The 22445-nt window shown below is 61.0% G+C and carries 19 protein-coding genes and 2 pseudogenes; 9 read left to right on the top strand and 12 right to left on the bottom strand.

Features of this window, described 5'->3' with window-relative positions; genetic code table 11:
- Positions 1-296: hypothetical protein (locus AB4Y87_RS25035; RefSeq protein WP_442006929.1), on the bottom strand; the 296-nt coding region annotated here is incomplete at its 3' end.
- A 371-nt stretch (positions 297-667) separates the two neighbouring features.
- On the opposite strand from AB4Y87_RS25035, the gene AB4Y87_RS25030 reads away from it, so the two are divergent.
- Entirely contained in the window at positions 668-889 is a 222-nt protein-coding gene (locus tag AB4Y87_RS25030) for a hypothetical protein (RefSeq protein ID WP_442006928.1), read from the top strand.
- 1 nt (position 890) lies between these two features.
- Here the strand turns inward: AB4Y87_RS25030 and AB4Y87_RS25025 are convergent, their stop codons facing one another.
- On the bottom strand, positions 891-2078 hold the full coding sequence (locus AB4Y87_RS25025; RefSeq protein WP_442006927.1) for an acetyl-CoA C-acetyltransferase: 1188 nt from the start codon (positions 2076-2078) through the stop codon (positions 891-893).
- Complete coding sequence (locus AB4Y87_RS25020) at positions 2075-2221, bottom strand: hypothetical protein (protein WP_442006926.1); 147 nt, start codon at positions 2219-2221, stop codon at positions 2075-2077. The genes AB4Y87_RS25025 and AB4Y87_RS25020 overlap by 4 nt, the downstream gene beginning before the upstream one ends.
- Before the next feature lie 473 nt (positions 2222-2694).
- Here AB4Y87_RS25020 and AB4Y87_RS25015 point away from each other — a divergent pair, with 473 nt between their 5' ends.
- Positions 2695-3441 (top strand): NADPH-dependent F420 reductase, encoded by a 747-nt coding sequence (locus AB4Y87_RS25015; protein ID WP_442006925.1) that lies wholly within the window; start codon positions 2695-2697, stop codon positions 3439-3441.
- A 987-nt stretch (positions 3442-4428) separates the two neighbouring features.
- Here the strand turns inward: AB4Y87_RS25015 and AB4Y87_RS25010 are convergent.
- The 3 genes and pseudogenes from AB4Y87_RS25010 to AB4Y87_RS25000 form a co-directional block, all read right to left on the bottom strand.
- A pseudogene (locus tag AB4Y87_RS25010) lies at positions 4429-5396 on the bottom strand (IS110 family transposase); the annotation flags it as partial.
- A gap of 123 nt (positions 5397-5519) precedes the next feature.
- Positions 5520-5960, bottom strand: a complete 441-nt coding sequence (locus AB4Y87_RS25005; protein WP_442006924.1) for a hypothetical protein — start codon at positions 5958-5960, stop codon at positions 5520-5522.
- A gap of 143 nt (positions 5961-6103) precedes the next feature.
- On the bottom strand, positions 6104-7660 hold the full coding sequence (locus AB4Y87_RS25000; RefSeq protein WP_442006923.1) for an aldehyde dehydrogenase: 1557 nt from the start codon (positions 7658-7660) through the stop codon (positions 6104-6106).
- Positions 7661-8451: 791 nt separating this feature from the next.
- Here AB4Y87_RS25000 and AB4Y87_RS24995 point away from each other — a divergent pair.
- The 4 genes from AB4Y87_RS24995 to AB4Y87_RS24980 all read left to right on the top strand — a co-directional run bounded on the left by AB4Y87_RS24995 (position 8452) and on the right by AB4Y87_RS24980 (position 11888).
- The gene (locus AB4Y87_RS24995; protein WP_442006922.1) at positions 8452-8718 is read left to right on the top strand and encodes a hypothetical protein; all 267 of its coding nucleotides are present in this window, start codon (positions 8452-8454) and stop codon (positions 8716-8718) included.
- Between the two features lie 43 nt (positions 8719-8761).
- The gene (locus tag AB4Y87_RS24990) at positions 8762-10216 is read left to right on the top strand and encodes an MFS transporter (protein ID WP_442006921.1); all 1455 of its coding nucleotides are present in this window, start codon (positions 8762-8764) and stop codon (positions 10214-10216) included.
- Positions 10217-11300: 1084 nt separating this feature from the next.
- Positions 11301-11459 (top strand): hypothetical protein, encoded by a 159-nt coding sequence (locus tag AB4Y87_RS24985; RefSeq protein WP_442006920.1) that lies wholly within the window; start codon positions 11301-11303, stop codon positions 11457-11459.
- A 228-nt stretch (positions 11460-11687) separates the two neighbouring features.
- A complete protein-coding gene (locus AB4Y87_RS24980; protein ID WP_442006919.1) occupies positions 11688-11888 on the top strand; it encodes a hypothetical protein in 201 nt (66 codons plus the stop codon).
- A gap of 676 nt (positions 11889-12564) precedes the next feature.
- On the opposite strand, the gene AB4Y87_RS24975 is transcribed toward AB4Y87_RS24980, so the two are convergent.
- The 3 genes from AB4Y87_RS24975 to AB4Y87_RS24965 form a co-directional block, all read right to left on the bottom strand.
- Positions 12565-13383, bottom strand: coding sequence for an SDR family NAD(P)-dependent oxidoreductase (locus tag AB4Y87_RS24975; RefSeq protein WP_442006918.1), 819 nt, complete (start codon positions 13381-13383; stop codon positions 12565-12567).
- Positions 13384-13713: 330 nt separating this feature from the next.
- Positions 13714-13887, bottom strand: coding sequence for an IS1096 element passenger TnpR family protein (locus tag AB4Y87_RS24970; protein WP_442006917.1), 174 nt, complete (start codon positions 13885-13887; stop codon positions 13714-13716).
- A 684-nt stretch (positions 13888-14571) separates the two neighbouring features.
- Entirely contained in the window at positions 14572-15558 is a 987-nt protein-coding gene (locus tag AB4Y87_RS24965; RefSeq protein WP_442006916.1) for an aldo/keto reductase, read from the bottom strand.
- A gap of 473 nt (positions 15559-16031) precedes the next feature.
- Here AB4Y87_RS24965 and AB4Y87_RS24960 point away from each other — a divergent pair, with 473 nt between their 5' ends.
- Both AB4Y87_RS24960 and AB4Y87_RS24955 read left to right on the top strand, forming a co-directional pair.
- Positions 16032-18005, top strand: a complete 1974-nt coding sequence (locus AB4Y87_RS24960; protein ID WP_442006915.1) for an MFS transporter — start codon at positions 16032-16034, stop codon at positions 18003-18005.
- Positions 18002-18520 (top strand): hypothetical protein, encoded by a 519-nt coding sequence (locus AB4Y87_RS24955; RefSeq protein WP_442006914.1) that lies wholly within the window; start codon positions 18002-18004, stop codon positions 18518-18520. Before AB4Y87_RS24960 ends, AB4Y87_RS24955 begins: the two co-directional genes overlap by 4 nt.
- A gap of 457 nt (positions 18521-18977) precedes the next feature.
- On the opposite strand, the gene AB4Y87_RS24950 is transcribed toward AB4Y87_RS24955, so the two are convergent.
- Positions 18978-19259, bottom strand: coding sequence for an acyl-CoA dehydrogenase family protein (locus tag AB4Y87_RS24950; RefSeq protein ID WP_442006913.1), 282 nt, complete (start codon positions 19257-19259; stop codon positions 18978-18980).
- A gap of 89 nt (positions 19260-19348) precedes the next feature.
- A complete protein-coding gene (locus AB4Y87_RS24945) occupies positions 19349-20113 on the bottom strand; it encodes an SDR family NAD(P)-dependent oxidoreductase (RefSeq protein ID WP_442006912.1) in 765 nt (254 codons plus the stop codon).
- Between the two features lie 321 nt (positions 20114-20434).
- Between AB4Y87_RS24945 and AB4Y87_RS24940 the strand changes: the two are divergent.
- Positions 20435-20718: pseudogene (locus AB4Y87_RS24940) on the top strand (IS481-like element ISMva2 family transposase); the annotation flags it as partial.
- A gap of 225 nt (positions 20719-20943) precedes the next feature.
- Here the strand turns inward: AB4Y87_RS24940 and AB4Y87_RS24935 are convergent.
- Positions 20944-21870: a hypothetical protein gene (locus AB4Y87_RS24935; RefSeq protein WP_442006911.1), complete on the bottom strand. Its 927-nt coding sequence runs from the start codon at positions 21868-21870 to the stop codon at positions 20944-20946.
- Positions 21871-22445: the final 575 nt, after the last annotated feature.

Raw genomic sequence — 22445 nt, 5'->3', positions numbered from 1 at the left:
TCACCGATGGTGAGCATCCCAGCAGCGATTCCTACCTGGATAGGATTCCCGTACGAGGCCATCATTCGCGTGACCGTGGTCGTTGGCGAGATGCCATGCTCCATGACCGAAACCATGATGGCCTCCAGGACGTGGGCCTGGCCATGCGTCGGCCACCGGCCACTGATGAGGAGGTATGCGAGTTCACCGAAGCTGCGCTTGCCAATCATCGTGGTCAGCAGGTGGCCGCGAATGAGAACGTCGTCGTCTCGCACTTCCGCTATGTCCGTTGACCAGTCGTCAGTTGTCGACGCCATGGGCGCCTTCCTCTCCGCCAATCACACGTCACTCACCACGCGACCAGCTGCATCATCAAGAAACTAATGGAATCGCATCCACCATCCTGATGGTATCGTATCCAGAACTGAAAATCGAGCTTGTCTTCGCGATGCCGAGCCAGATGTCTTGAAGGTGTGACTGCGAAGATCCTATTAGGTCGACTTAGGCCTGAGGAAGCAGTCGAGCTAATCTCGTTCCCTTAGCTTGCTGCATTACGTACCAGTAGCGGTCAACAAGGACGTTGACACGTGAGGACATCCACGCGACATGCGCCCTGAGGCCTTCCGCAACAGTACGCGGAAGAGTACAACGGTCCGTTCGTCCAGCGCTTCATGGTCGTAGCAACGACATGACCGTGAAACCGATGGACGGCTGGACCTACCCCCGGTGGATTGCGCGGGAGCTGGCCGTGCGGTGCCTGCTGGACCTGATCGAAGTCACCAAGGAGACTCATGATCTCGACCTGGAGCTGCCTGCTCATCGACCGCTACTGGAAGACACTGACAGGGACGTGCTATACGACCGACGGTTTGATGGGTTCCAGCACTATGAACCACGGGGAAAGCAGTAGGTCAGCGGGATAGCAGCAGTGCTTCGCCCTGGCCTCCACCGCCGCACAGTGCCACGGCTGTTTTACCAGCGCCGCGGCGCAGGAGCTCGTGCACGGCGGAGACGACGACCCGGGCACCGGATGCGCCGATAGGATGACCGAGGGCGATCGCTCCCCCGTTGACGTTGACTTTGTCCATGGTGAGACCCAGTTGCTCGGCCGAGTGCAGGGCCACGGAGGCAAAAGCCTCGTTGATCTCCACGAAGTCCAGATCTTTCACACTCCAGCCTGCTGTCTCAAGGGCTTTGTTGATAGCGCGGGCCGGTTTGTCTGACAGCGAGGTGTCCGGGCCTGCGCACTGTCCCGGGGCACCGACGGTCGCAAGGATCCTGAGGCTATGGCTCTCTGCATAGCTGCGGGTAGTCAGGACGACGGCGGCGGCACCGTCGTTCAACGGGGAGGCGTTGCCTGCGGTAACCGTGCCGGTTGGGGAGAAGGCCGGCGGCAGCCCGGCGAGCGATTCAGGTGTGCTGTTGGCGCGCACGCCCTCGTCGCTTCCTACGAGCTCGACCTCCCCGCCACGCCGGGACACCCTGACCGGGACGATCTCGGCGTCAAAGAGCCCGGCGGCCTGGGCGGTCGCGGCCCGGCGGTGGGAGTCGGCGGCGGTTTGGTCCTGATCGGCACGAAGGATACTCAAGGCATCATTGGCCCGGTCTGTCGCCAGTCCCATTGCCTCTTGGTCGAAGGCATCCGTAAGTCCGTCATGGGCCGCGGAGTCGATCAGCGCAGTGTCACCGTAAATGTGCCCTACGCGGGAACCCCGCAGCAGGTGCGGGGCGTTACTCATGGACTCCTGGCCGCCGGCGACTACCATCCTGACTTCTCCCAGCCGGAGCATCCGGCTAGCATCGATGATGGCGCTCAGCCCGGAGAGGCAGACCTTGTTGACGGTTGCTGCGTGAGCGCTCATCGGGATACCTCCTGCCACGGCAGCCTGCCGGGCAGGGTTCTGTCCGGCTCCCGCCTGGAGGACATGTCCCATGATGACCGCGTCAATGGCGTCAGGACGGATCTTCGCCTTGTCCAGCGCCCCTGCGATCGCGGCGCCGCCAAGTTCAACGGCAGACAGCGCGGCGAGCTGGCCCATCAGCCTGCCTTGTGGTGTACGAGCGGCCCCGACGATGACAACATCAGTACTGCGATTCATTTTTCTCCTTGAACGGGTAGCGAGAACGCGTGCGGCGAAACCAGTGACGCCGCCAGGAAGCTGTGTTCCGGGAGTACGGGATCAACCAGGCCAAGCTCTGCTACCGCCTCTGCCGAGAGGTTCTTGCCTGCCAGTGAACCCATGATCACCAAGCAGTCACTTAACGTACCTGGCGTCCATCTCGGCCACCGGAGTCCACGCCCCGCCCGCCTCCTGTGCCGCGCCCAGCAGGTGCAGGCTGGCGCGGTCGAACCCATAGTTCAGAGAGCTCGATTTTCACTTCTGGATACGATACCATATTTTGGTGGATGCGATTCCAAGATTGGCTCCTGGCAATCAAGTCACACAACTGGACCCCAACAATTAAGCAAAACCAAATAGAAAACTCATGGATCAAGACGTCGTCGTTGGTGTACAGCGATCGCGAGTGCACTTCCAGGATTGGGACCACATAGAAGGTACAGAACGCCACAAGGGTAGTGGTGCTCATACCTTCTGTGGCGCGACGAGTTCACCGTCCGGGTGATCTTGGCTCTTCACCAAATAACTTTGCGGCGTCGATCCGCGTCGTAATCGGTATCTCTTCATCAGAGTGATCACTAGCAAGGAGAAAAAAGTGCGTATAGGAATTCTGGGTGCCGGCAACATCGGCACGACCCTGGCCCACCGTCTCGCCGGGGCGGGTCACCAGGTCAAGGTCGCCAACTCCCGTGGCCCCGAAACGGTGCCGGCCAACGCGCTGAACAGCGGCGCAACGGCCGTCACAGCGAGCGAGGTCGTCGATGGAGTCGACGTCCTCATCACCTCGGTCCCCTTTGCGCGGATACCTGACCTCAGGCCGCTGATCGAACAGCTTCCCGACAATGCAGTGGTCATCGACACCTCGAACTACTACCCCCATCGCGACGGAAACATCGCCGCGGTCGACGAGGGGCAGGTTCAGAGTCTCTGGGTCAGCGAGCAGTTCGGCCGCAAGGTGAACAAGGCGTGGAACGCCATCAACACTGGCTCGTTCGACTCCAAAGAAGCGCCGGTGGGTCACCCAGACCGTCTTGCCATTCCCGTCGCCAGCGACAGCGACGCCCAGCGTGCCTTGGTCATGTCGCTGGTCGAGGAGACAGGCTTCGATGCATTCGACGCGGGCCAACTCGAGCAATCGTGGCGACAGCAGCCGGGCACTCCCGTCTACTGCACGGACTTCCMCAAGGAGAAGATCGCGGAGGCCCTTGCGGCAGCCGACAAATCGCGGTCTATCCTTCGACGTGACCTGATGATCCAGGTGAATCGTGAAATTCTGAACGACCCTACCTCCGTGAGAGGTGAGGACTACATGGTTCAACTGCACCGCGTCTTCAACACCTAAAGGCGCGGTGGCCTCCTGAAGTGACGCCATCCGCGGAGTTGCCCTGGACGAGCGCCGGGCTGCTGCCTGACGCGGCTATCTCCGATGCGTTGATTGGATCAGCGCACACTCGAATCGTGATGGCGCTGTTTGAGGCTGTCAGATTACCGGTGGATCCCGCCTGGGGCTTTGTTTGTTGATTTGGCTCTCGAAGGTGATCGTGAAGGCAATGGATGGGGGCTTCCAGCTCGTGACCCAGCGTGCCCACGTAAGCCACGCGCCGAGGCACTTCGCAGTTCTCCTCGCGGGAACGCTACTTTGAGGCTTCGGTGATCTGGGCGTCTGTAAGCTTTGGGCGGGCATCGATGCCCAAGTCGTTGCCGCGCACCAGCGCGTCAGCGCGTTGTTCGACCGGGTCCGGCCCTTGCTCATGGATCCCAGCGCCGTGACCAGGATCCGCACGCCCTGGGACGCCGTCATGAAGGCGTGGTCGGGCAGCCTGTCCACCGGCAGGAGCAGAACGGCCATGGCGATCCGGGGGGCGTCCAGGACATCTGACTTGCCACGCCGCGGCTCTTATTGGCATACATCCCATGGGGCCGCGGCAACTGGGAACCCGTGGGTAGCCACAGTGCAGGTGAGGATCGCACCACAGGAGGACGCTGCCAGAGCTGTGTTGCGGATTCAGCCGCGAGCACTTTGATGAACCCACACCCTACCCCAGAGCATGCTCCCCCATGCCTGGACTGCTACCACGCCCATCATGCCGATCAAGGCGCTCATGGGCTACTACGCCGACGTCTCTCGCGGTGGCCTTTGGTTGTATCCCGCACTCCCCGAATCCTACGTCGACCTGCAAAACACAAATGGCCGCATGCCAGAAGGCCCGATCACTATTGACCTCTGCGGTACCAAGGCAATCATCCAAGGGCGCCGAGGGCATGCAGTTCCACCACCGAACCCAACTGCGGGTAACGGAAATGGTGGAACGATGTGTTCGGCTGGAGGCTACCGCTGGTCCAGCAATGACGGGCGTCGCCCGTTTCGGGTTGCCCAGCACCAGGCGGAGAGCTCGCGGGCGATGGCGACATTGGCGATGACCGGGCGCTTGCGGCGTTTTCGAGGTAGCTGATCCAGCGTTCGTGCAGGCGCCGGTTCCCGGCATGTCTCAGCCGGGGGGGGTTGTTATATGGCCTGCGGTGGTGCCAGGCCGCTTCAACAAGCAGCCGGCGGGCATGGCTGTTGCCGGTTTTCGTTATGGAGCCCAGGGACCGGGACTGTCCGGAAGAATGCTCAGTCGGGACCAGGCCGAGATAAGCGCCGATTGTTGAGCCGGTGAACCGGCCCCAGTCGCCGATCTCCACGGCCAGTCCAAATGCGGTCAGCGTCGAGATGCCGCGCAGGCACTGCAGGGCCCGGACCACGGGGGTGTATTCACTGCTGTAGGCCATCGAAGTGATCGCTTGATCGAGGCGGTCACGTCGGTCCGAGATCTCATGCATCGCCTCAAGGGAGGACTCATAGGTCAATTGTCTGGCCGGTGCGTCGAACCGCTGCCGGGCCAGCCAGAGCTCATGGGTTCCGGTCCAGGCCTGCCCGCCCGAATAAACGATGCCCTGCCGCAACAGCAGTTTGGAGATCCGGTGCCGGGAACGCATGAGGTCCCCGCGGAGATCTTCACGGGAGCGAACGAGATCCCGTGCTGCTTCCTGGTCCTGTGAGGGCACCCGGATTCCCGTGACTTCACCGAGCTTCAGCAGCCGGGCCAGATGCAGGGCATCTTTCGCGTCAGTCTTCACCCGGTCCCCGGCCGGGCGCTGGAGCTTTGACGGTGCCGCGACCACAGCCGTCAAGTGTGGCAGGCAACCCACGCCTTGCTTTGAAAAGGAGGTTCCAGCCCCCTGGACCACACTTCCTAGGGCCTTCTGACAGAGGCCATCAGCGCCGGAAACAGGACCCGGAGCGTCCACCATCCACTACTGGGGACTGAGACCGGCAAAAGCTGGACGCTCCGGATACGGTCCGGCGACAATGGCCTTCAGAAGGACCCGGGCCCCGGGGGTTCATACGGGGAGCCGCTACCTCCTGCTACATATCGTCTAGGCGCCGGCAACCTCGGGCTGCGGTGCTTCCTCACCGGTCTCCAGGACCTTGACCAGATCAGACCACAGAATGTCCATGTACTCATCGCCGAGTTCCGCCGCCCACGAATCCGGAGCGATGTCAGTGATCCACTCGAACCGGCAGCGACCGTCACCGGTGTCGAAGACCCGCATGGACCCGTGGTGATAGGTGGCTTTCCAGAACGACGATTCGAGCACCGTGTAAGAAGCGTACCTGTGCTCAGGATCGATCGTGATGTTCAGTTCCGGCTGCTCAAGGCCTCCACCGCGGGAGATGACGGTTCGCACAGGACCTTCGATGCGATTCTCTTCGATGAAGCTGAACACGCGGATGTCGGCCCGCATGAAGCGGTCGACGATGTCCCAGGCGGCATCCGGAGAGACGCTGAGGTTTGCTGCTTTCAAGAAAATTGCCAAGAGTGGCCCTTTCGAATGGTCCGCTGAGGCGGAAATTGATCTGATTTGTAAAGTATTGGCTGGGCACGGACAGGGCAGCGGGTGGCTAGGCCGGGGTCCTGCCACTCTGCCGCCCGTTTGCGTCTTGTTCCGGACGGGTGTGGTTACGCTTCTGGGCTTCCCGGTCCGTCACCGCGGCGCACCCCGTTGGTCACCGCGTCCGGCAGCTGCTTTCCCGGGTCCATCGAGATCGTCCGGCTGTGCAGGTACTCGTCCACGGCCGTCGGGCCGTGTTCGCGTCCTATCCCTGACTTGCCGTACCCACCGAACGGCGAACCAAGATCGGCCGTGACGGTGTTGACGGAGAACGTGCCTGTTCGGATGCGCCGTGCCACCTCGAAGCCGTGGGCATCGTCGGCGGTGAACACCGACCCCGCGAGTCCGTAGGGGGTCTCGTTCGCGATGCGGATGGCGTCTTCCTCGCCGTCGTGCGGGATGAGGACGGCGACGGGGCCGAAGACCTCTTCGCGGGCGATTTTCATGTCGTTGTGAGCGTTGGTGATCAGTGTGGGCTCGTAGTACCAACCCGCCGACATGCCGGCGGGGCGACGGCCGCCTGCAGCGACGGTGGCACCTTCACGACGTGCCTCCTCGACGAAGAACTCGACACGATCCCGCTGCCTGGAGGTTACGAGCGGGCCGACCACCGTGTCCGGGTCCATAGGGTCGCCGATCTTGAGGGACGAGAACGCCTGCGCGAGCGCCTCGGCGTATGCGTTGTACTGCTCGGCCGGCACGATGAACCGGGTCCGCGCAACACAGTGCTGTCCCGAGTTGGCGCCGACGCTGCCATCGACCAGCGCGGGTACAACGTCCTCCAGCCGCGCGTCGTCCAGAACGATTGCTGCAGACTTGCCGCCGAGCTCCAGGAGGACCGGCCGCACCAGAGCACCACAGGCAGCCGCGATCTTGGCACCGACCGCATCCGATCCGGTGAAGCTGACCATGTCGACGCCCGGGTGCTCGACCAAGTACGCCGACTCGGCCGGCTCGGCCGCAACGATGTTCACGACGCCGGGCGGCAGACCTGCTTCCTCGAAGATCTCCCCATAGACGAACGTGGCAAGCGGGGTGGGCTCAGGGACCTTGATCACCACAGTGCAGCCCGCGATCAGTGCTGGCGCCAGCTTCTGTCCGATCGCCGGAATCGCGAAGTTGTAGGCGGGGAACGACGCCACCACGCCAACGGGCTCACGCACGACGAGGCTGTTGCCGGCCATCGGAACCGTGGGGCCACCTGCTGATCCTCCGGTGAAGCTCGTGAGATCACTGATCCGGATTTCCTCGAGCTCCAGAGTGCGCCCCACCTCGGCGTAGTAGTTAAAGCTCATCACGGGCGCTACCGTCATGTAGTACTGCGAGAGGAGCATGGAACAACCCAGCTCTTCGGAGATCAGGGGCGCCAGTTCATGCTGACGCTTCTCGATGCCAGTGGCGATGCGAGTGAGGTAGTCCGCGCGCTCGGCAGGACTCATCCGAGGCCACGGGCCGTCGTCGAAGGCCCGGCGCGCTGCCGCGACCGCGCCATCGATGTCTTGCCGCGAGGCGGCAGGGACACGTCCGACGAGCTCCTCTGAGCGTGGCGAGATCACATCGAAGCTACGGTCGGACTTTGCGGCGCGCCAGGCGCCGTCGATAAAGAAGGAATCGTGCTCGATCATATGGATCAGTTGCCTTTCTTGACGGTGTTGCCGGCGTCGACACATAGCGCGACGCAGGTGATGGACTTGGCGTGATCCGATGACAACCACACGACCGCGTCCGACACGTCGTTGGACTCGATCCACGGCAGGTCCGAAAGCGCGTTGAGGGAGGCGAAGGCACCCCCAGATCGTCGACGCCGGGGTTGTCCATGTGCGGCGCGACCACGTTGAACAGCAACTGATTCAGGATCAGCGGCGTCTTGACACATTGCCGACGGCGTGAGAACCCCGTTGACTGCGAGCAGCTCCCGTCACAAAAGTGACTTTGTTCTTGAGCAAGCCCACGCCTGTTACCTTAGCCCTGTCGTATCATTCGCATCAAGACCCGCATGGCGAACCATTCCTCCAAAGCGCGGCGAATAAGTCATCGACTAGTTGTCATGGAATCGAATTCATGCAATCGTAGCCTGATGTCGGCACGCAAGCAAGTGTCAGGCCTGCCGCCTGTAGCCGTTTGATGTGAGGTCGATGCACTCACGCGGGTATTGCGTGGAGCGCGGCTCTTGACTACGATGCCAAAGTCGAAGGAATCTCCCTTCGGTGCGAACTTCTTCAGCGGTCGAGGCCCTGGATCATGAGAAGAAACTCAAAGGAGAGTTATGGGATTGCGCCAGAACAATGTTGCCCTCGTTATGGGGTCAAGAAGGGCTAGTGTTGTTGAACACGACTCGTGTGGGCTGATTTGTCCGCCCGCAACATTGGCGAGCTCCGCGCTCTTGCCCAAAGCCTGACACTCAGAGGAGTGCGGGTTGGGGTTCGTCAAGGTGAGCGTTGTTTTCACCGGGGAGGCGTCCCCCATGGCCAACCTCATGCTCTCAGGTGTGGGCGCCTTCGCCGGTTTCGAGCGTTCCTTCATCGGGGGAACACCAATGGAACGCCTCGCCCGGGCATTCAGCGAGGGGCCAACATCGGGCCGCCGAACTTGTCCAGCGTGCGGCAGCGGTGTACCGAAAGCCGTCCTTGCCCGTGAACACGCGCATGGGGTTCGCTTCGTTGCGTCCATGACTCAAAAATGATGACTCCAGAGATTACTGGGTCCAAAAACACAGGTGGTCAAAGATGACACAATCTCTATCGGCTCAGGCTCTTACCGGTCGGTTCACTTCGTTAGTTGCACTGGTCTGGCTCGGCGGCGTAACCGTAGACATCCAGTGGGGCACCCTTCCTCCGCTGGTTGGGGTGATAGCGGCAGAGTCCGGCCTGTCGGGGTCGGAAATCGGCTGGGTCTTTAACTCAATGATGGTCGGCAGTGCCATCTCCGTCGGCCTCACTGCACGTATGGGCGACATCTATGGGCATCGCAAGGTCCTTATTGCACTGAGCTTCCTAGCACTGCTGGGATGCGCCGTGGCTGCAACAGGCGATGGTTTTTGGCCTCTCGTTGCAGGCCGGTTCCTCTTAGGCTTTGCTGTTACCCTCCCTCTGAGCTGGGGGCTCCTGCGCCCACGGGCTACCGCGCGTCAGATCCGAATTGTCTCGTTAGGACTCTCATTCGTGATGGCGATCTTTACACCGACCGCACTCGTTGTCGGAGGCTTTGTCGTTGAATTGGGATTGCCGTGGCAGAGCGTTTTCTGGGTGAGTTTCGCCCTGTACGCTGTGCTGCTGGTACTTGCCCTTGCCTCATCTGAAACGCCCGCTGCCTCCCGTTATGTCGGTCGCCTGAACTGGTTCGCTTCGCTGGGGCTCGGCATTTGGGTCACTGCACTGTTGGTCGGAATCAGCGAGGGACCAGCCCTGGGCTGGAGTTCACCCATCGTGGTCGGCTCGTTTGGCGTGAGCGCCGTGACGTTGACCGTCTGGTCGATTCAGCAGCGGCGCAGCCCGGACCCCCTGATGTCGTTCCGCAACATGGACCGACGTCAGGCCATCATCGGATATTCCGGGATCTTCTTGATAAGCGTGGTCGGGGTGAGCATTTTTGTCGCGCTGCCGGCTATGTTGCAGACCCCGACGTCGTCAGGGTACGGCCATGGCCTGTCTGCCCTGGACTCTACGTATGTGCTGCTCGCTATCATTCCCGGCTCCGCGCTGGGATACCTCTGGACTCGATGGGGACTCAACCGGCTGGGTCCGAAGATCGTTCTGGTCATATCCGGAACCGCCTCGATTGGTGTCTTTCTCGGTTTCACAGTTGCTAACGGGCCGGTTTGGATGTCCTGGGTGTGGGTCTTCGGCTATGCCCTCGCAACCCTGAGCTGCTTGACCACCGGGTACTCGCTCGTCGCGGCCGCCGGCCGCCAGGACAACATGGCGGTGACCATTGGCATGCAAAGCATTATCCAGTACGTCTCGGGGACGATACCTACCGCAATTGTGTTGAATGTACTAGTACCCGGTGCTGGTGGATTCGTTCCTAAGGAAACATTTGATGGCATCTTTATTGGGGCCGCCCTGGTTGTCGTCGTGTTTGTCCTCATTTGGGCCGTCCTTGCCCCGAAGCGCCTCACAGATCGCCACGCAATCGACACTGAAAGCGATCCCACGAAAGTCAGGATTGCCAGTCACTCGTAAGACCAAGAGCAGTGCCGCAGCACTGGTAGCTGGATGCTTCGTCTTCGGATTTGGATCCGTCGGCTCAGCGCTCGAACCCTCGCCTTCCGAGTCATGACCGCCAAACTCAGACTGGCCCAGTGGCTAGGTAGGTGACATAGGCGCGATGTCTATGGGTGAGGTACTCGACGTTGAACCCGCGACGGCTGAGCCGGACGACTGAGCCGCGGGACAGAAATTGCTGGTATTACTTGTCCAGAAACGTTTATATCCAGCCGGTTTCCCTATCCAAATCAATCTAGCCCCTTGCGGGCGGTGCATAACGACGCGCGGATCCGTTGCCTGATAGTGCTTGTTCAGGCAAGACGTCGGACTGATGGCTGTCGGTCCTAGGCCGCCGCAGTGTCGCGCGAAGGGAACTTCAGCCTTCCCCGTCGATCAGTCGCTCGAGGCCCAGTAGTGCGAACTTGACCCGATCGGTCCCGCGGCGCACGGTATACAAAGACATCGCACGTCCAGGAGCACTGGCAAAGGCTCCTGTGCGGGCGCTTTCTGTCCAGAACCGGAGGTGGGCTCACCCCTCCGGTGACCGAGTGGTAGTGCTGCTCAAGTGCGTCTGCCCACTCGTCCCGCATCTCAACCAACGCGGGCAAAGTTCCGCATCGACCTGAACGCCAACCCCATCCAGCGGGTGTCGACGAGTTCGTCCACAGTGGCGCCTATTGATTGGAAGTGTTCCTTACCCGCACGCACTGGCTGCCCACGCAGCGTACATCGGCCAAGGCGATTGAAAATGCAGATCGTTCCACCATGCGCTGGATCCCGAGGGCGCCGGCCGCTCGATAGAGGCCTGCTTTCGAGCCGAAGTAAATGGAAAATTGTGGCGGTGCTCACCTCGGTCAATGTCGCGATCTCTTTCAGGGACGTCTTCCCGTGGCCGCTCGATGCGAACCGCTGCAGTGCGATCGATGCCAGACGTTTCTTGAGGGCCGCATCATCATCGAGTGCTCGGATGACGTCGGCGTCCCCTCGTGCGTTTCCGTGCTCCCCTGCGGCCCGTCCTCCTGGTCAGCCTCGGAGAGGGTCCCGGCAAGGAGGTCCATGAATGCTTGGACGACGATCGGGAGGCGGTCTACCCCCTGCTGCGCATTCCAAACAACCAGATGCCGAGTACCAGGAGTTCGATCGTGCCGACGAGCTGGCGCTCCCGGTCATTTTCCGGGCTATGTTCATGGAGGCCGCGACCGCCCAATACAGACGCTGAATGTCTTCACCGGTGGTCTGGCGGACTGCCAGCACTCGGGGATATTGGCCTCAAGATCGCCGGCGAGGATGAGCCGGTCAAGTCCGATGTCGTCGCCTCGCTCGTGAGCGAGGACGCTCACGAGCGAGGTAAGGCGCGCCTCTAGGGACCCCTGCTGGGCGACACCGGCGTCGCCCGCCAGAGCCACTCACTCAGTGTCCCCGAATCCTCCAGTGGAAAAGCGTAAGAGTGACGTTTCGAGGATATGGCTACGAGTTTCTTCCCAAACCGCGCCCTGTCGGCGGCCAGGTCGTCGTTTACGCGATGCAGTACGAGGCCGAGTGGGCACACCACGCCCGACTGGTCTCCACCAAGCCTGCGAGGAATACAGGAAGTCCGGCAGCGAAGGGGAACGTGGCGGCCGGCGCTGCCGGGACCGCCCGGCGATAATGGCCGACCCAGACGGGCCGAACCCGCAACCCCTCACTTCACATCCTCTAGAGCGCTGAGCCCAGGTCGCCGTTGGCAGCTGGGCAAATAAGCAGCCAACGGCGCCAGACACCCCCCGGCGCTGAGCTCATTAGCAGGATTACGTTTCTGCAGCCGGAGCATCATCGTTCCCGGCTATCGCATCGACCCAAATTAATACTGCTGAATGACCTCGTCCTCAAGAATGAGCACAGGTCCGGTTTGCCAATGGCATTGTAGGTTCCGGGCACGGGAGACACACTGTTCTGACCGTGCCGGAGTTCGACTTGGTCGTCGATCAGCTAAAGACGTGGACATGCCATGGGACACGGGCGAATTTCGCAACAGTGGACCGGTCATGCGTCCTCCGGTGTGGACGGTAGAGGTGTGCGCCCTCCCATCTTAAGGCGGCGTGGACCTGATGTATCTGATTCGGGGCCAGGGAACCGAATATCTCTAGCTGACACCAAAGAGCAGGCACACTGTCGACGAGCTCCACGCGGACCACCAGAAGAATGTCCCCTTCATTGAGGTTCGCGGCCGCAAACTTTTCCATGCATTTCCATACTCTCAAGCCACTTGCCGTAGTCGGAGCACGTTGGCGAAACGTGCCGGCTAGGAGACACGACTCATCTCCTAGTTCAGGTCGGGAACCTGCCTACCAGCTTTGATCGGCGGCACGCACGAAGACTTCATTGACGGCTACTCGACGTTTGCTGGTGACCACATAGGCGACGGCATCGGCAATGTCCTCGGGTTGGAGCCTTTCGATGGAAGATAATTGGGACTGCACTCCTGTACGCAACCCCTCCCGGGTGTGCGAGGCAAGCTCTGTGTCAACATTGCCCGGTTCGATAACACTGACCCTTACTCGCAGGGGCCGCATCTCTTGGCGAAGTGCCTCGCTGAAACCATTCACACCAAATTTGGTCAAGTTGTATACGGCGGCGCCTGCATGGGCGACCCTGCCGGCCGAGGAGCTGATGTTGACTAAATCCGAGGTATGTCGCGGTTCCTCGGTCGCCGCCTTGATCAAATGCGGCAAAGCGGCCTTCGAGACGTACAGGAGACCACGTACATTCACATCGATCATGCGCTCCCATTCACCCTCCGGTGCGTCTGCGAAGGGGCCGATAAGCATTGCCCCTGCGTTGTTGATGACGATATCCAGTCGGCCGTACGTGTCAACGGCCTGCTCGACAGCAGATTCTGCGCCGGCGCGGGATGTTATGTCAGCAGTAATTGCGTGGGCCCGGCCACCCTCACCCCTGATAATTTGTGCCAACTGCTCAAGACGTTCACGCCGCCTGGCCACCAGCGCCACCTGCGCTCCCTCCAGCGCAAGGCGTCTTGCCGTTGCCGCCCCGATCCCGCTACTGGCGCCCGTGATGAGTGCAACCGTTCCTTCAAGCTCATACGCCACAATTGACCTTTCGTCCGGACCCGTCTTGGAGTCGTCTCCATCTACCCTTAGCATTCTTGCATCATTCTTGACTACGATTCCAAAGACGCAGGGATTCAAGCCAATTTGTCGAGTTCGGGAACTGCGTCAGCGGTCGTGAGCGTGACGCGGATCATGAGAAGAACTCGAAGGAGAGTCAAGGGATTGCTCGAGAACAAGCTTGCCGGCAACACCATCGAGAAGGTTTACTGATGCAGCCGATTGAGCACGACTCCTCCTTCATCGACGGCGCCTATCGTTCTGCATTTTTTCCTGCCGCAGACGGAACGTCAGAACTGCTAGCCAGCGCTTGGTTTCACTGCAGCAATGTCCAGGAAGGCGGGATCAAAGGGCTCAACGGAACGGTTATGTCAGCCACCCATGCTGCGTGTTCTGCGTGGCCGGGATGCGACGGGTCGGCCAGGCATCCATGATCTCCTCGTAACCGGGGAAACCTCCGGAGTCTTCCAGTGGGCCGCGCCGGGCTCCATCGATCAGCGGGGCCGGCGGAGTATCGTCGTCCGCGGGCCGGCGGAACACCAGCTCAAGCCCGTGAACCCAGCTGTCACCGAAGTCGTATTCGTAGAAACCTCCGCCAGGGCCCAGTGCGAGGAGCTGGCCAGGGAGCAGTCCTCCTCAGGCCTGTCGTCCAGCTCTTCACACTGCTGCCCTGGAAGCCACTGCGGGACTTCCAGGAATTCGCCGTCGAGCGGCCGCAGCGGAGCGAACGGGTTGGCGGTTAGAAACCGGTGCAAGTGGGCGTCCTCCTACCCGAAGGCTGCCTGCAGGAGCTGATGTATCTGGCTCAAAGTCAGGGAGTCCCGGAGCTCGAATCGTCGCCAAAATCTCGGGCTCGCTGTCGATCAACGCCACGCGAACCTCCAAGACGGAATCCTGTCAATACCCATCCCCGCCCCCAGTTTGTCCATAGCCCCATTTTTACAGGCCCCACCGCCTTACTAGTAAATGGCGACCTCTTCCCCGCCGTGGTCTAGAGCTTGACGAAAGCTTCGTTACGGCGTTCTACATAAGGGGAGTAGAAGCGGCTGCCAGAACTTCCGGCTCTTGACGTATTCAGCATTTCCGCAGGTCAGCTGATGGTTTTGAACCTGTCAAGTTGTTTGTGTAACAGGGCCGTTAGTTTATCGGTCGAGGTAGGGTCCGATTTCGGTCTGGGTAGTTTAGGACGAGGACGCCGAGACGATTGCGATTCGCACGCCCTAGCTAGATCGTCAGGCCCTTGAGGGCGTAATCCGGATAGCGTTCTCCTGCGGCTACTCCGACGGGGAATATCTCGTCGAGGACCGAGAAGTCGTCCGCCGTCAGTACGACTTCGGCGGCGGCCACGTTCTCCTCCAGGTACGTACGACGCTTGGTACCGGGGATCGCGACGACATCCTCCTGCTGCAACACCCATGCCAAAGCCAACTGCCCCGGAGTGATGCCCTTCCGCGCGGCTATCGCGCGCAGCTTCTCGACGACCTTCAGGTTGGCCGCTAGGTTGCCGTCGACAAAGCGCGGGCTGACACGACGGAAATCGCCCTCCTCCAAGTCGTCCCACGAGGAGATCGCACCGGTCAGGACACCACGGCCAAGCGGCGAGTACGCCACGAACTCGATGCCGAGCTCGCGGGTAGTGTCAAGGACACCGTTGACCTCAGGGGCCCGTTCGAACAGCGAATACTCGGTCTGGACGGCCGTTAGTGGATAAGTCGCGTGCGCGCGTCGGATCGTCTCTGGGGATGCCTCCGAGATCCCGAGGTAGCGGACTTTGCCCTCTTCGACGAACTCCCCCATCGTGCCGAATGTCTCCTCGATCGGTATGCTCGGATCGACCCGGTGGATGTAGTACAAGTCGATGGTCTCGCGGCCAAGGTTACGCAGCGAGCGCTCGAGCGCCTTGCGTAGATATGCCGGCGAACCGTTCGGCCCGACGCGCTTCCCGTCATCGCTGATCTCAAAACCGGTCTTGGTCGCAAGGACGTACTCATCGCTGCGGCTGCCGATTGTTTCACCGATCAGCCGCTCATTGAGGAATGGCCCGTACATCTCGGCGGTATCGATTAGGCTGACGCCGAGATCGAGCGCCCGGTGTAGCGTCGCAGCCGACTCCGCATCGTCACGCCGCCCGTAAGCAGCGGACATGCCCATTGCGCCGAGTCCCTCGACGCTGGCCTCAAGACCCTGGCTTCCCCATGGTTTCGTATTCACAATACGAGTGTGCCAGACCTCCATGGTTTGGCGCAACGGTTCGGATAAGACCTGAGGTCAACTGACGCTGAGTCGGCCTTTTGAAACAAAGCCTTTAGAAGTGAGGTGAAGGCACCTTTGTATTCCGGGTAGAGGTAGTCGGGAAATGTTGTTTATGGCCATCCGGTGGCGGAGGCCGCCGGCCGTCCTGGGGCGTGACCTATACCTCGAGCCCCCCGGATGCTTCAAACATTTGACGCGGGTCATTGGCGTATGCCGCAATCCAAAGTGCGGAGGAGCCGGGCATAGCCCAAGCTGCGGCTCCTTCTGAACATGGCAGCCTCGTACGTTCACAAGTGATCCGAGCAGGCTGGGCAGAAGCCGTGAACGAACAGCAAAAAACCTTGATTCTTACGGGTAAATCATGATCCTCTGGAGAAAGAAAACGCACGTTCACCGCCGATGGTAGAACCTGCCACAGTCGAAAGCGACAGATGCCGCACCCCACCGCCTTGACACCGAGACACCCATCCCCCTCATCCATCACGACAGTCCTTGCCCTCAGTGGCACCGTCGTTGCGCTGATGCAAACTTTGGTTATTCCACTCCTTCCAGATTTCACCGGAATCCTGGGCATCACTGCAGATGATGCTTCCTGGCTGGTGACATCCACCCTGCTCGCCAGCGCCGTAGCAACCCCCATTCTCGGGCGTACCGCGGATATGTACGGCAAACGCAAGATGATGGGGGTGTGCCTGGCTATCATGGTGTCCGGTTCGGTGTTGGCGGCCATAGGCGGTTCGTTTGTATGGCTGATCATCGGGCGGATTCTCCAAGGGTTCGCCACGGCCCTGATTCCTGTAGGCATAAGCATCCTGCGCGATGAGCTGCCTAAGGAGAAGATGGGTACGGCAATCGCGTTGATGAGCGCAACTATGGGAATCGGCTGTGCCCTGGGTCTGCCCCTTGCTGGGGTCCTATACGAGAGTCTCGGTTGGGCATCCATATTCTGGGTGAGCGCCGGCACCGGAGCGCTGCTGTTCTTTGCCGTGGTCCTGGTGGTCCCTGAGTCCAGGGTCCGCACGCCGGGCCGATTTGACTTTGTTGGCGCGTTGTTATTGTCCGCGGCTTTGGCCGCCATGTTGTTGGCCGCGTCAAAGGGCGGTTCCTGGGGCTGGGGCTCGGAGCCGGTTCTCCTGCTATTCACCGCTGCCGCAATACTTTTTTCCGTTTGGGTTCCCTATGAACGTAAAGTCAGCAAGCCGATGGTGGACCTGCGGACCTCTCTTCGCCCCCCGGTGTTGATGACCAACGTGGCGTCCTTGCTCATCGGGTTCGCCGGATTCGCCAACATGCTCCTCTCCACGCAGCAGCTGCAGCTGCCGGCCTCCACCGGTTACGGGTTGGAGTTGAGCGTAATCAGCGCTGGCTTGTGCATGGTCCCGTCCGGGCTTGCAATGGTATTGTTCGCACCCATTTCGGGGCGGATCATCCGGCTCTTCGGCGGGAAGACTGCGCTGATGTCCGGGGCAGTCGTCATGATTGTGGGCTATGTGGGCCGCGTCTTTTTCTACGATTCCATAGCCTGGGTGATCATCGGTTCAACGGTGGTCAGTGTGGGCACGGTTATCGCCTTTGCTGCCATGCCAACCGTGATCATGGCTGCGGTGCCCATCACCGAAACTGCCTCCGCGAACGGGTTGAACAGCCTGGTCCGGTCTATCGGTACCTCGACCTCCAGCGCTGCGATTGCCGCAGTTCTCACCTCGGTCACCATGACGATCGGAGCTGGTCGGTTCCCCGCCTTGGATGCCTTCAAAGACATGTTCTTGATGGCCGCCCTTGCCTCGGCCGCCTCCATGCTGGCGGCGGTCTTCATCCCACATGCTGCTGTGCCCCAGCGGCCTTCCGTCCCTGTTGGCGCTCCTGGTGAGCTCGTCGTCCGAGGGGGTGTCCTGGCCCCCGACAGGACACCCCTTACCCCAGCCGTAGTTACGGTCCTCCACCCTGGCGGGGAGCCTGTGGACTGGAGCCGCGTGGATGCAGAGGGAAACTATTCCGTGGCCCTCCCTGGTGGTGCTGGAAAATACCTTATGGTAGCCAACACGGCTGGCTGGACGCCGATGGCCGAGGTCTTCGCATTCGACGGCCGCACCCTGGAGCACAACTTCCAGCTACGGAACCGGCTAATGATCAGCGGCACAGCTAGCGCGGGCGGTCACGAGATCGCCGGAGCGGTGGTGACCCTGCTCGAAGCCAGCGGTGGCTATATCGCCACCACCTGGACGGACGAAGACGGCGGCTACGCCTTTCCGCTGCCCCCCGCGGGCCGCTACCTCGTGACCCTGCTAGAACCTCAGACGGAGCAGGCGATGGCACAAAAGCTCGCGGTGGACAACCGTTCGGTCACTCTGGACTTCACCGCGCCCGCTGTCGAGCAAAGCTCGGAAGACCCGGTGGAAGCGTGAGCGGCACGAGCCGCGACGCAATCCTCCGCTCGGCATTTCGGGTGCTCATCCGCCGCGAACGCGGCATGCAGGAGCACTGCGCCAACACTTCCGTCGCAGTGCGCGACTCCCCGGACCCCGCGTCTGTCAGCGCAGACACTTGTGAACGGTACCTGGCCGTCATTTCGCATCTCATTGGTGATTACTCAGCCGATCGCCGCTTCGCAGCAACAGCGGCTGCCTTAATGATCGGATTCGGCGAGAGCGTCCGTACCCTCGGCCTGTTTGACACCCTGACTTTTGACGAGCCAATTGAGCATTACGTTGCATTTATTCAGGCCAAGATCGACGTCTGCGCGTCAGCAACGTGGGCGGTACATTCGAAAACGAAATTTCGAGGACGGCCGCGCATCATGTCATATGGGACAAGTCAGGGGCCATTGCTGCTCGGAGCTGGGGTTCACGGTCCAAAGATCTCCTGGCCGAGGATGGCGGCCTTGCTGGACAGCGCAAATGCGCTTCCACGCGCTGGTTGACCGGTTCCCAGCGGTCATCGTACGCGTCCCAGTCGAAATCAGCCACGTTTGCCTGCCGACACTCCTCTTCATCGTAGGCAGAACGGCCAGCACGCACCGTCAGCAAGGCCGCCTACAGCACCCGCAAGGTCACTCGCGTTGACTCATTGAAAACCTCCGCGTAGCCGGATACGTTGCCTCATTTGAAATCCTCCGCTTTAGCGGCGCGGTGGACGGCTCGGGCGGCGCATGTTGGTTATGCCCGTTTTCATGGAACTAACGATGGCCGAACGGCAAGCTGTGACAAAGACGAAAGCCCTCGCCTACAAGAACGCCGATCGTGCCGGAAAGTCCCGGATCCTGACCGAGCTGGTTGAGCTGGCCGGCTGGCATCGCGACTACGCGCGTGCCGCGCTGCGGGAGGCCCTGGTGTTGAAGATCGTCAAGGCTTCCGTGCTTCCGTGCTTCGTGATGATGCTCAGGGGCCCACGTCTAAGACGTTCATGGCCGCAGCGGTGGTCGGGCATACGCTTCCGATCGCATCCAGCACCAGCGATGCATCGAGTTCGGAACGCCTTCCGCCCCCGAACTCTTTGGGCGCGCAGATCCCCAGCAGCCCCGCCGATCGCAAAAGGGTGATGTTCTCCGCCGGGTACTCCTGAGTACGGTGCCACTGCATCGCTTTCGCTGTGAAGTTCTCAAGCCCCAAAGTGCGACTCGTAGCGATTGGGTCCACTTGGTCCTGGCTCAGGCCGAACATTCCTATATTTTCCTTTCTAGAGGAAGGAGTGCCGCGCGAGTATGCAAGGGCGACGGATGACGTTGCAGCACGGATCGGTCGCCGCCCCGCTACTGAGCGGTGTGTCCACCGTCGATAACGAGGTCCGCGCCCGTCATAAAACGCGATTCGTCCGAGGCAAGGTAAAGCACGCCATACGCGATGTCGATGGGATCCGCAGCGAATCCCATCGGGATCTTCGACAGCGTGCGAGCGATTCTCTCTTCTGGGAAGTTCTCCAGGATGGGCGTGCGAACGAGACCGGGATACACCGTGTTGACTCGAACGCCGTCCTTGGCAACGCCAAGAGCAACCTCTCGAGAGAGTGCACCTACCGCGGCTTTCGACGACGCATAGGCCGCCGATCCACCACTGACCCCGCCCACGAATGCGGCAGCAGAAGACACGTTGACTATCGAGCCCGCGCCGGACTTCGTCAGCTCGGGCATGACCGCCCTGATGCCGAGCATTGCACCCATGATGTTGGTCGTCAGAACCGTCGTGGCGTTTTCGGCGTCGAAATTCCACGGCTCCTCGCTCGCGCGGCCGGGGATCGCCGCGTTATTCACGAGAATGTCTAATCGGCCGAAGGCATCAACTGCTTGGGCGACGGCGCCGGCCCAGTCGTTTTCGTTTGTAATGTCATGCGTGACGCCGAGCACTCGCTCGCTGTTCAACTGTCGATTAACGTCCGTCACCAACTCATTTAGCCGCGCTTCGTTGCGTCCGGTTGCGAGGACTCTCGCGCCCTCATCGGCAAAGAGCTTCACAAGGGCCCCCCCGACGCCACCAGAGGCGCCGGTGATGATCGCCACCTTGTCTGCCAATCGCCCCATGAGATTGCCGCCCTCTCCGAGTTTGACGCACGTCGAAGCGGGCGCCCATCCAGTGCGCGAGGAAACGCGGTCGCGACTCGCTCGCATGACAAAGACTGACGCTACCCACGCTTGAATACGATGTCAAGAAAGCCGGGCCGGACACGCTGACTGTCCGCAAGAGCGTCGTGTCGCGACGGACTTCGAATCAGCAGCAGGGCGGCGACTGGCTGGTCGAGCAGACGTATCGGGCCGTGCTCGAGGGACTGGACGGCTCTCGGGTGGCCGAGGTGGCACAGCGCTACGGGGTGTCCCGGCAATCCGTCTCCGGCTGGAGGCGAAGATGCGCCGATGCACCTATGGCAGCTGGACCTGGTCGGCGGGATCTACCTCGCGGACGGGCGCGAGTGCAAGATGCACACAGGGATCGATGACCGCTCCCGCTTCATCGTCATCGCCGAGGTGCTCGCGGCGCGTTCCGGCAGCGGTGGCCGACGCGTTCGTGCAGGACAAGCGGGTCCACCAGGTTGCCGGCTGAGGTGCTCACGGACAATGGCAAGCAGCCGTACCCGCCCAGGACCACCGGGAAGATCGAACGCTGGCACCGGACCCTGCGCAGGGAGCTCTGGCAGCTGAGCCTAGTGTGATAGGTACGTGGGTCTACCACATCCAGCAGATCCTCTTCATCTCCAGAGGGTGGCATCAACCGGTCCCACCACTCCGCGGCGACTTGGACATGGCAGGTGGCACGCGACAGACTGCCCCCACATTCGCCGATGATGCCGGGTACGTCTGCGGCCACCGCGGCCCGCATGACGGACTGCCCGTCTTCGGCATCTACCTTCCTGACGTTATCGCTCGAAATTTGGAAGTTGATGCTGGCCGCGTATGTCCTCCTCAGGCTTAGGCGTGTGCGCGCACACGCCTTGGCGTGTACTTGACGGGCAGTTCAGAGAATCCCGTAACACTGGTGCCGGGAAGCCAGGCCGGATCGTCCACAGTGACGTGCATGTCCGGAAACGCCTCCAATGCTCGTGGAATGAGTGTTCCGATTTCCATGCGTGCCAACGGACGGCCGAGACACAGATGCGGCCCAGCGCCGAGGGCAAGGTGCGGCGTATCTTTGCGCCGGATGTCGAAAGCCTGGGGATTCTCGTACACTCGGTCGTCCCTGTTACCTGACACCCGGTAACAGACAACCCAATCTCCGCGCTTGATCTGCTTTCCTCAGAACTCAAAATGCCGGGTCGCAATCCACAATTTGTTCTTAGTCGGCGTGACCCAACGCAGCCCTCTTCGACTGCATTACGCGTCAAGCTCGGATCGTTCCGCAGCATCTCGCGCTGCTCGGACTGCCGCATCAGCTCCCACATTCCAACCGCCATGGCGTTACGGGAAGTCTCCAAGCAGCGGCCGATGAGTGCGACAAACCATCTCTTCGTCTCGTGAATGCTCAGCCTGTCACCATCGATCTCGAGCTCACCAATGATGGTGGCGAAGTCGTCCTTCGGATTCTGGCGGCGATCCAGCGCTAGCTTCGTCCAATAGTTCAAGAGCTTCCGATGACCGTGCTCAGCAGTCTTGACGGGATCATTGTCGATCATCCAGCGTGGGGCGCCGGACGACATGAACTGCCATGATGCCTCAGTCAGGTAGTCCCAGTCCTCCCTAGGCACGCCGATCAGCTCCAGGGTGATCCTCGTAGGCAGCACCGCGGCGATATCCTCGACGAGATCGCACTCGCGCTTTTCCGCGACGGCATCGATGATGTCGTCCACGATCCTCTCGACGTCGTCGCGCAACTTCTCGGTCTGTCCCACGGTGAAGTGTTTGTTGATCGGACGCCGGTACAGGTCATGAATGGGGGCCAGTTCCGTGATGCGGACGTCGATCCCCGCTTCGTGTCGCTCCTCGGGGGTCAGCCGTTTCGATGTGAGGGGTACTCGGCTATGCCAACGAGAGCTGAAGTCCGGTGCGTTCTTGAGAACCTCGCTGATATCCGCATGTCGGGTGATCGCCCAATGTTCCTTGCCATAGCGTTCGTCCCGAACCCACCGGACCGGACCTCATCCCGAAGTTTCGTGAACGCCGCACGATACCCCGTTCCGCGGTAGAATTTCGGATCCAAGAGCCCGTTGTCGATCTCGTGCCCCTCCATTGTGAAGTCCCCTTTTCTTTGGGATTTCCATCGGATTAATACTCAGTCTCCCTCTAGAGGCCTTTCAGGGCGCCTCGGCCGCCTAGCAGGAAGGCAAGACCGAGCCCGACTAGCGAAACGGCGGCCATTATCAGGGCAAGCACCGCAACCTCGGAATAGGAGCCGAATTCGAGGAGGTCGTAGAGGGTCGTTCCC

The sequence above is a fragment of the Paenarthrobacter sp. RAF54_2 genome (assembly GCF_052113945.1).
GTDB lineage: Bacteria > Actinomycetota > Actinomycetes > Actinomycetales > Micrococcaceae > Arthrobacter.
Note: the sequence above shows the minus strand (reverse complement) of the source record. Positions and strands in the feature narration are given on the sequence as shown.

Excerpts from the sequence above, each read along its gene's own strand:
- AB4Y87_RS25030 (WP_442006928.1), top strand. The coding sequence starts at position 668 with ATGACCGTGAAACCGATGGACGGCTGGACCTACCCCCGGTGGATTGCG.
- AB4Y87_RS25025 (WP_442006927.1), bottom strand. The coding sequence starts at position 2,078 with ATGAATCGCAGTACTGATGTTGTCATCGTCGGGGCCGCTCGTACACCA.
- AB4Y87_RS25020 (WP_442006926.1), bottom strand. The coding sequence starts at position 2,221 with ATGGGTTCACTGGCAGGCAAGAACCTCTCGGCAGAGGCGGTAGCAGAG.
- AB4Y87_RS25000 (WP_442006923.1), bottom strand. The coding sequence starts at position 7,660 with ATGATCGAGCACGATTCCTTCTTTATCGACGGCGCCTGGCGCGCCGCA.
- AB4Y87_RS24990 (WP_442006921.1), top strand. The coding sequence starts at position 8,762 with ATGACACAATCTCTATCGGCTCAGGCTCTTACCGGTCGGTTCACTTCG.
- AB4Y87_RS24985 (WP_442006920.1), top strand. The coding sequence starts at position 11,301 with ATGCTTGGACGACGATCGGGAGGCGGTCTACCCCCTGCTGCGCATTCC.
- AB4Y87_RS24975 (WP_442006918.1), bottom strand. The coding sequence starts at position 13,383 with ATGCTAAGGGTAGATGGAGACGACTCCAAGACGGGTCCGGACGAAAGG.
- AB4Y87_RS24960 (WP_442006915.1), top strand. The coding sequence starts at position 16,032 with ATGCCGCACCCCACCGCCTTGACACCGAGACACCCATCCCCCTCATCC.
- AB4Y87_RS24950 (WP_442006913.1), bottom strand. The coding sequence starts at position 19,259 with ATGTTCGGCCTGAGCCAGGACCAAGTGGACCCAATCGCTACGAGTCGC.
- AB4Y87_RS24945 (WP_442006912.1), bottom strand. The coding sequence starts at position 20,113 with ATGGGGCGATTGGCAGACAAGGTGGCGATCATCACCGGCGCCTCTGGT.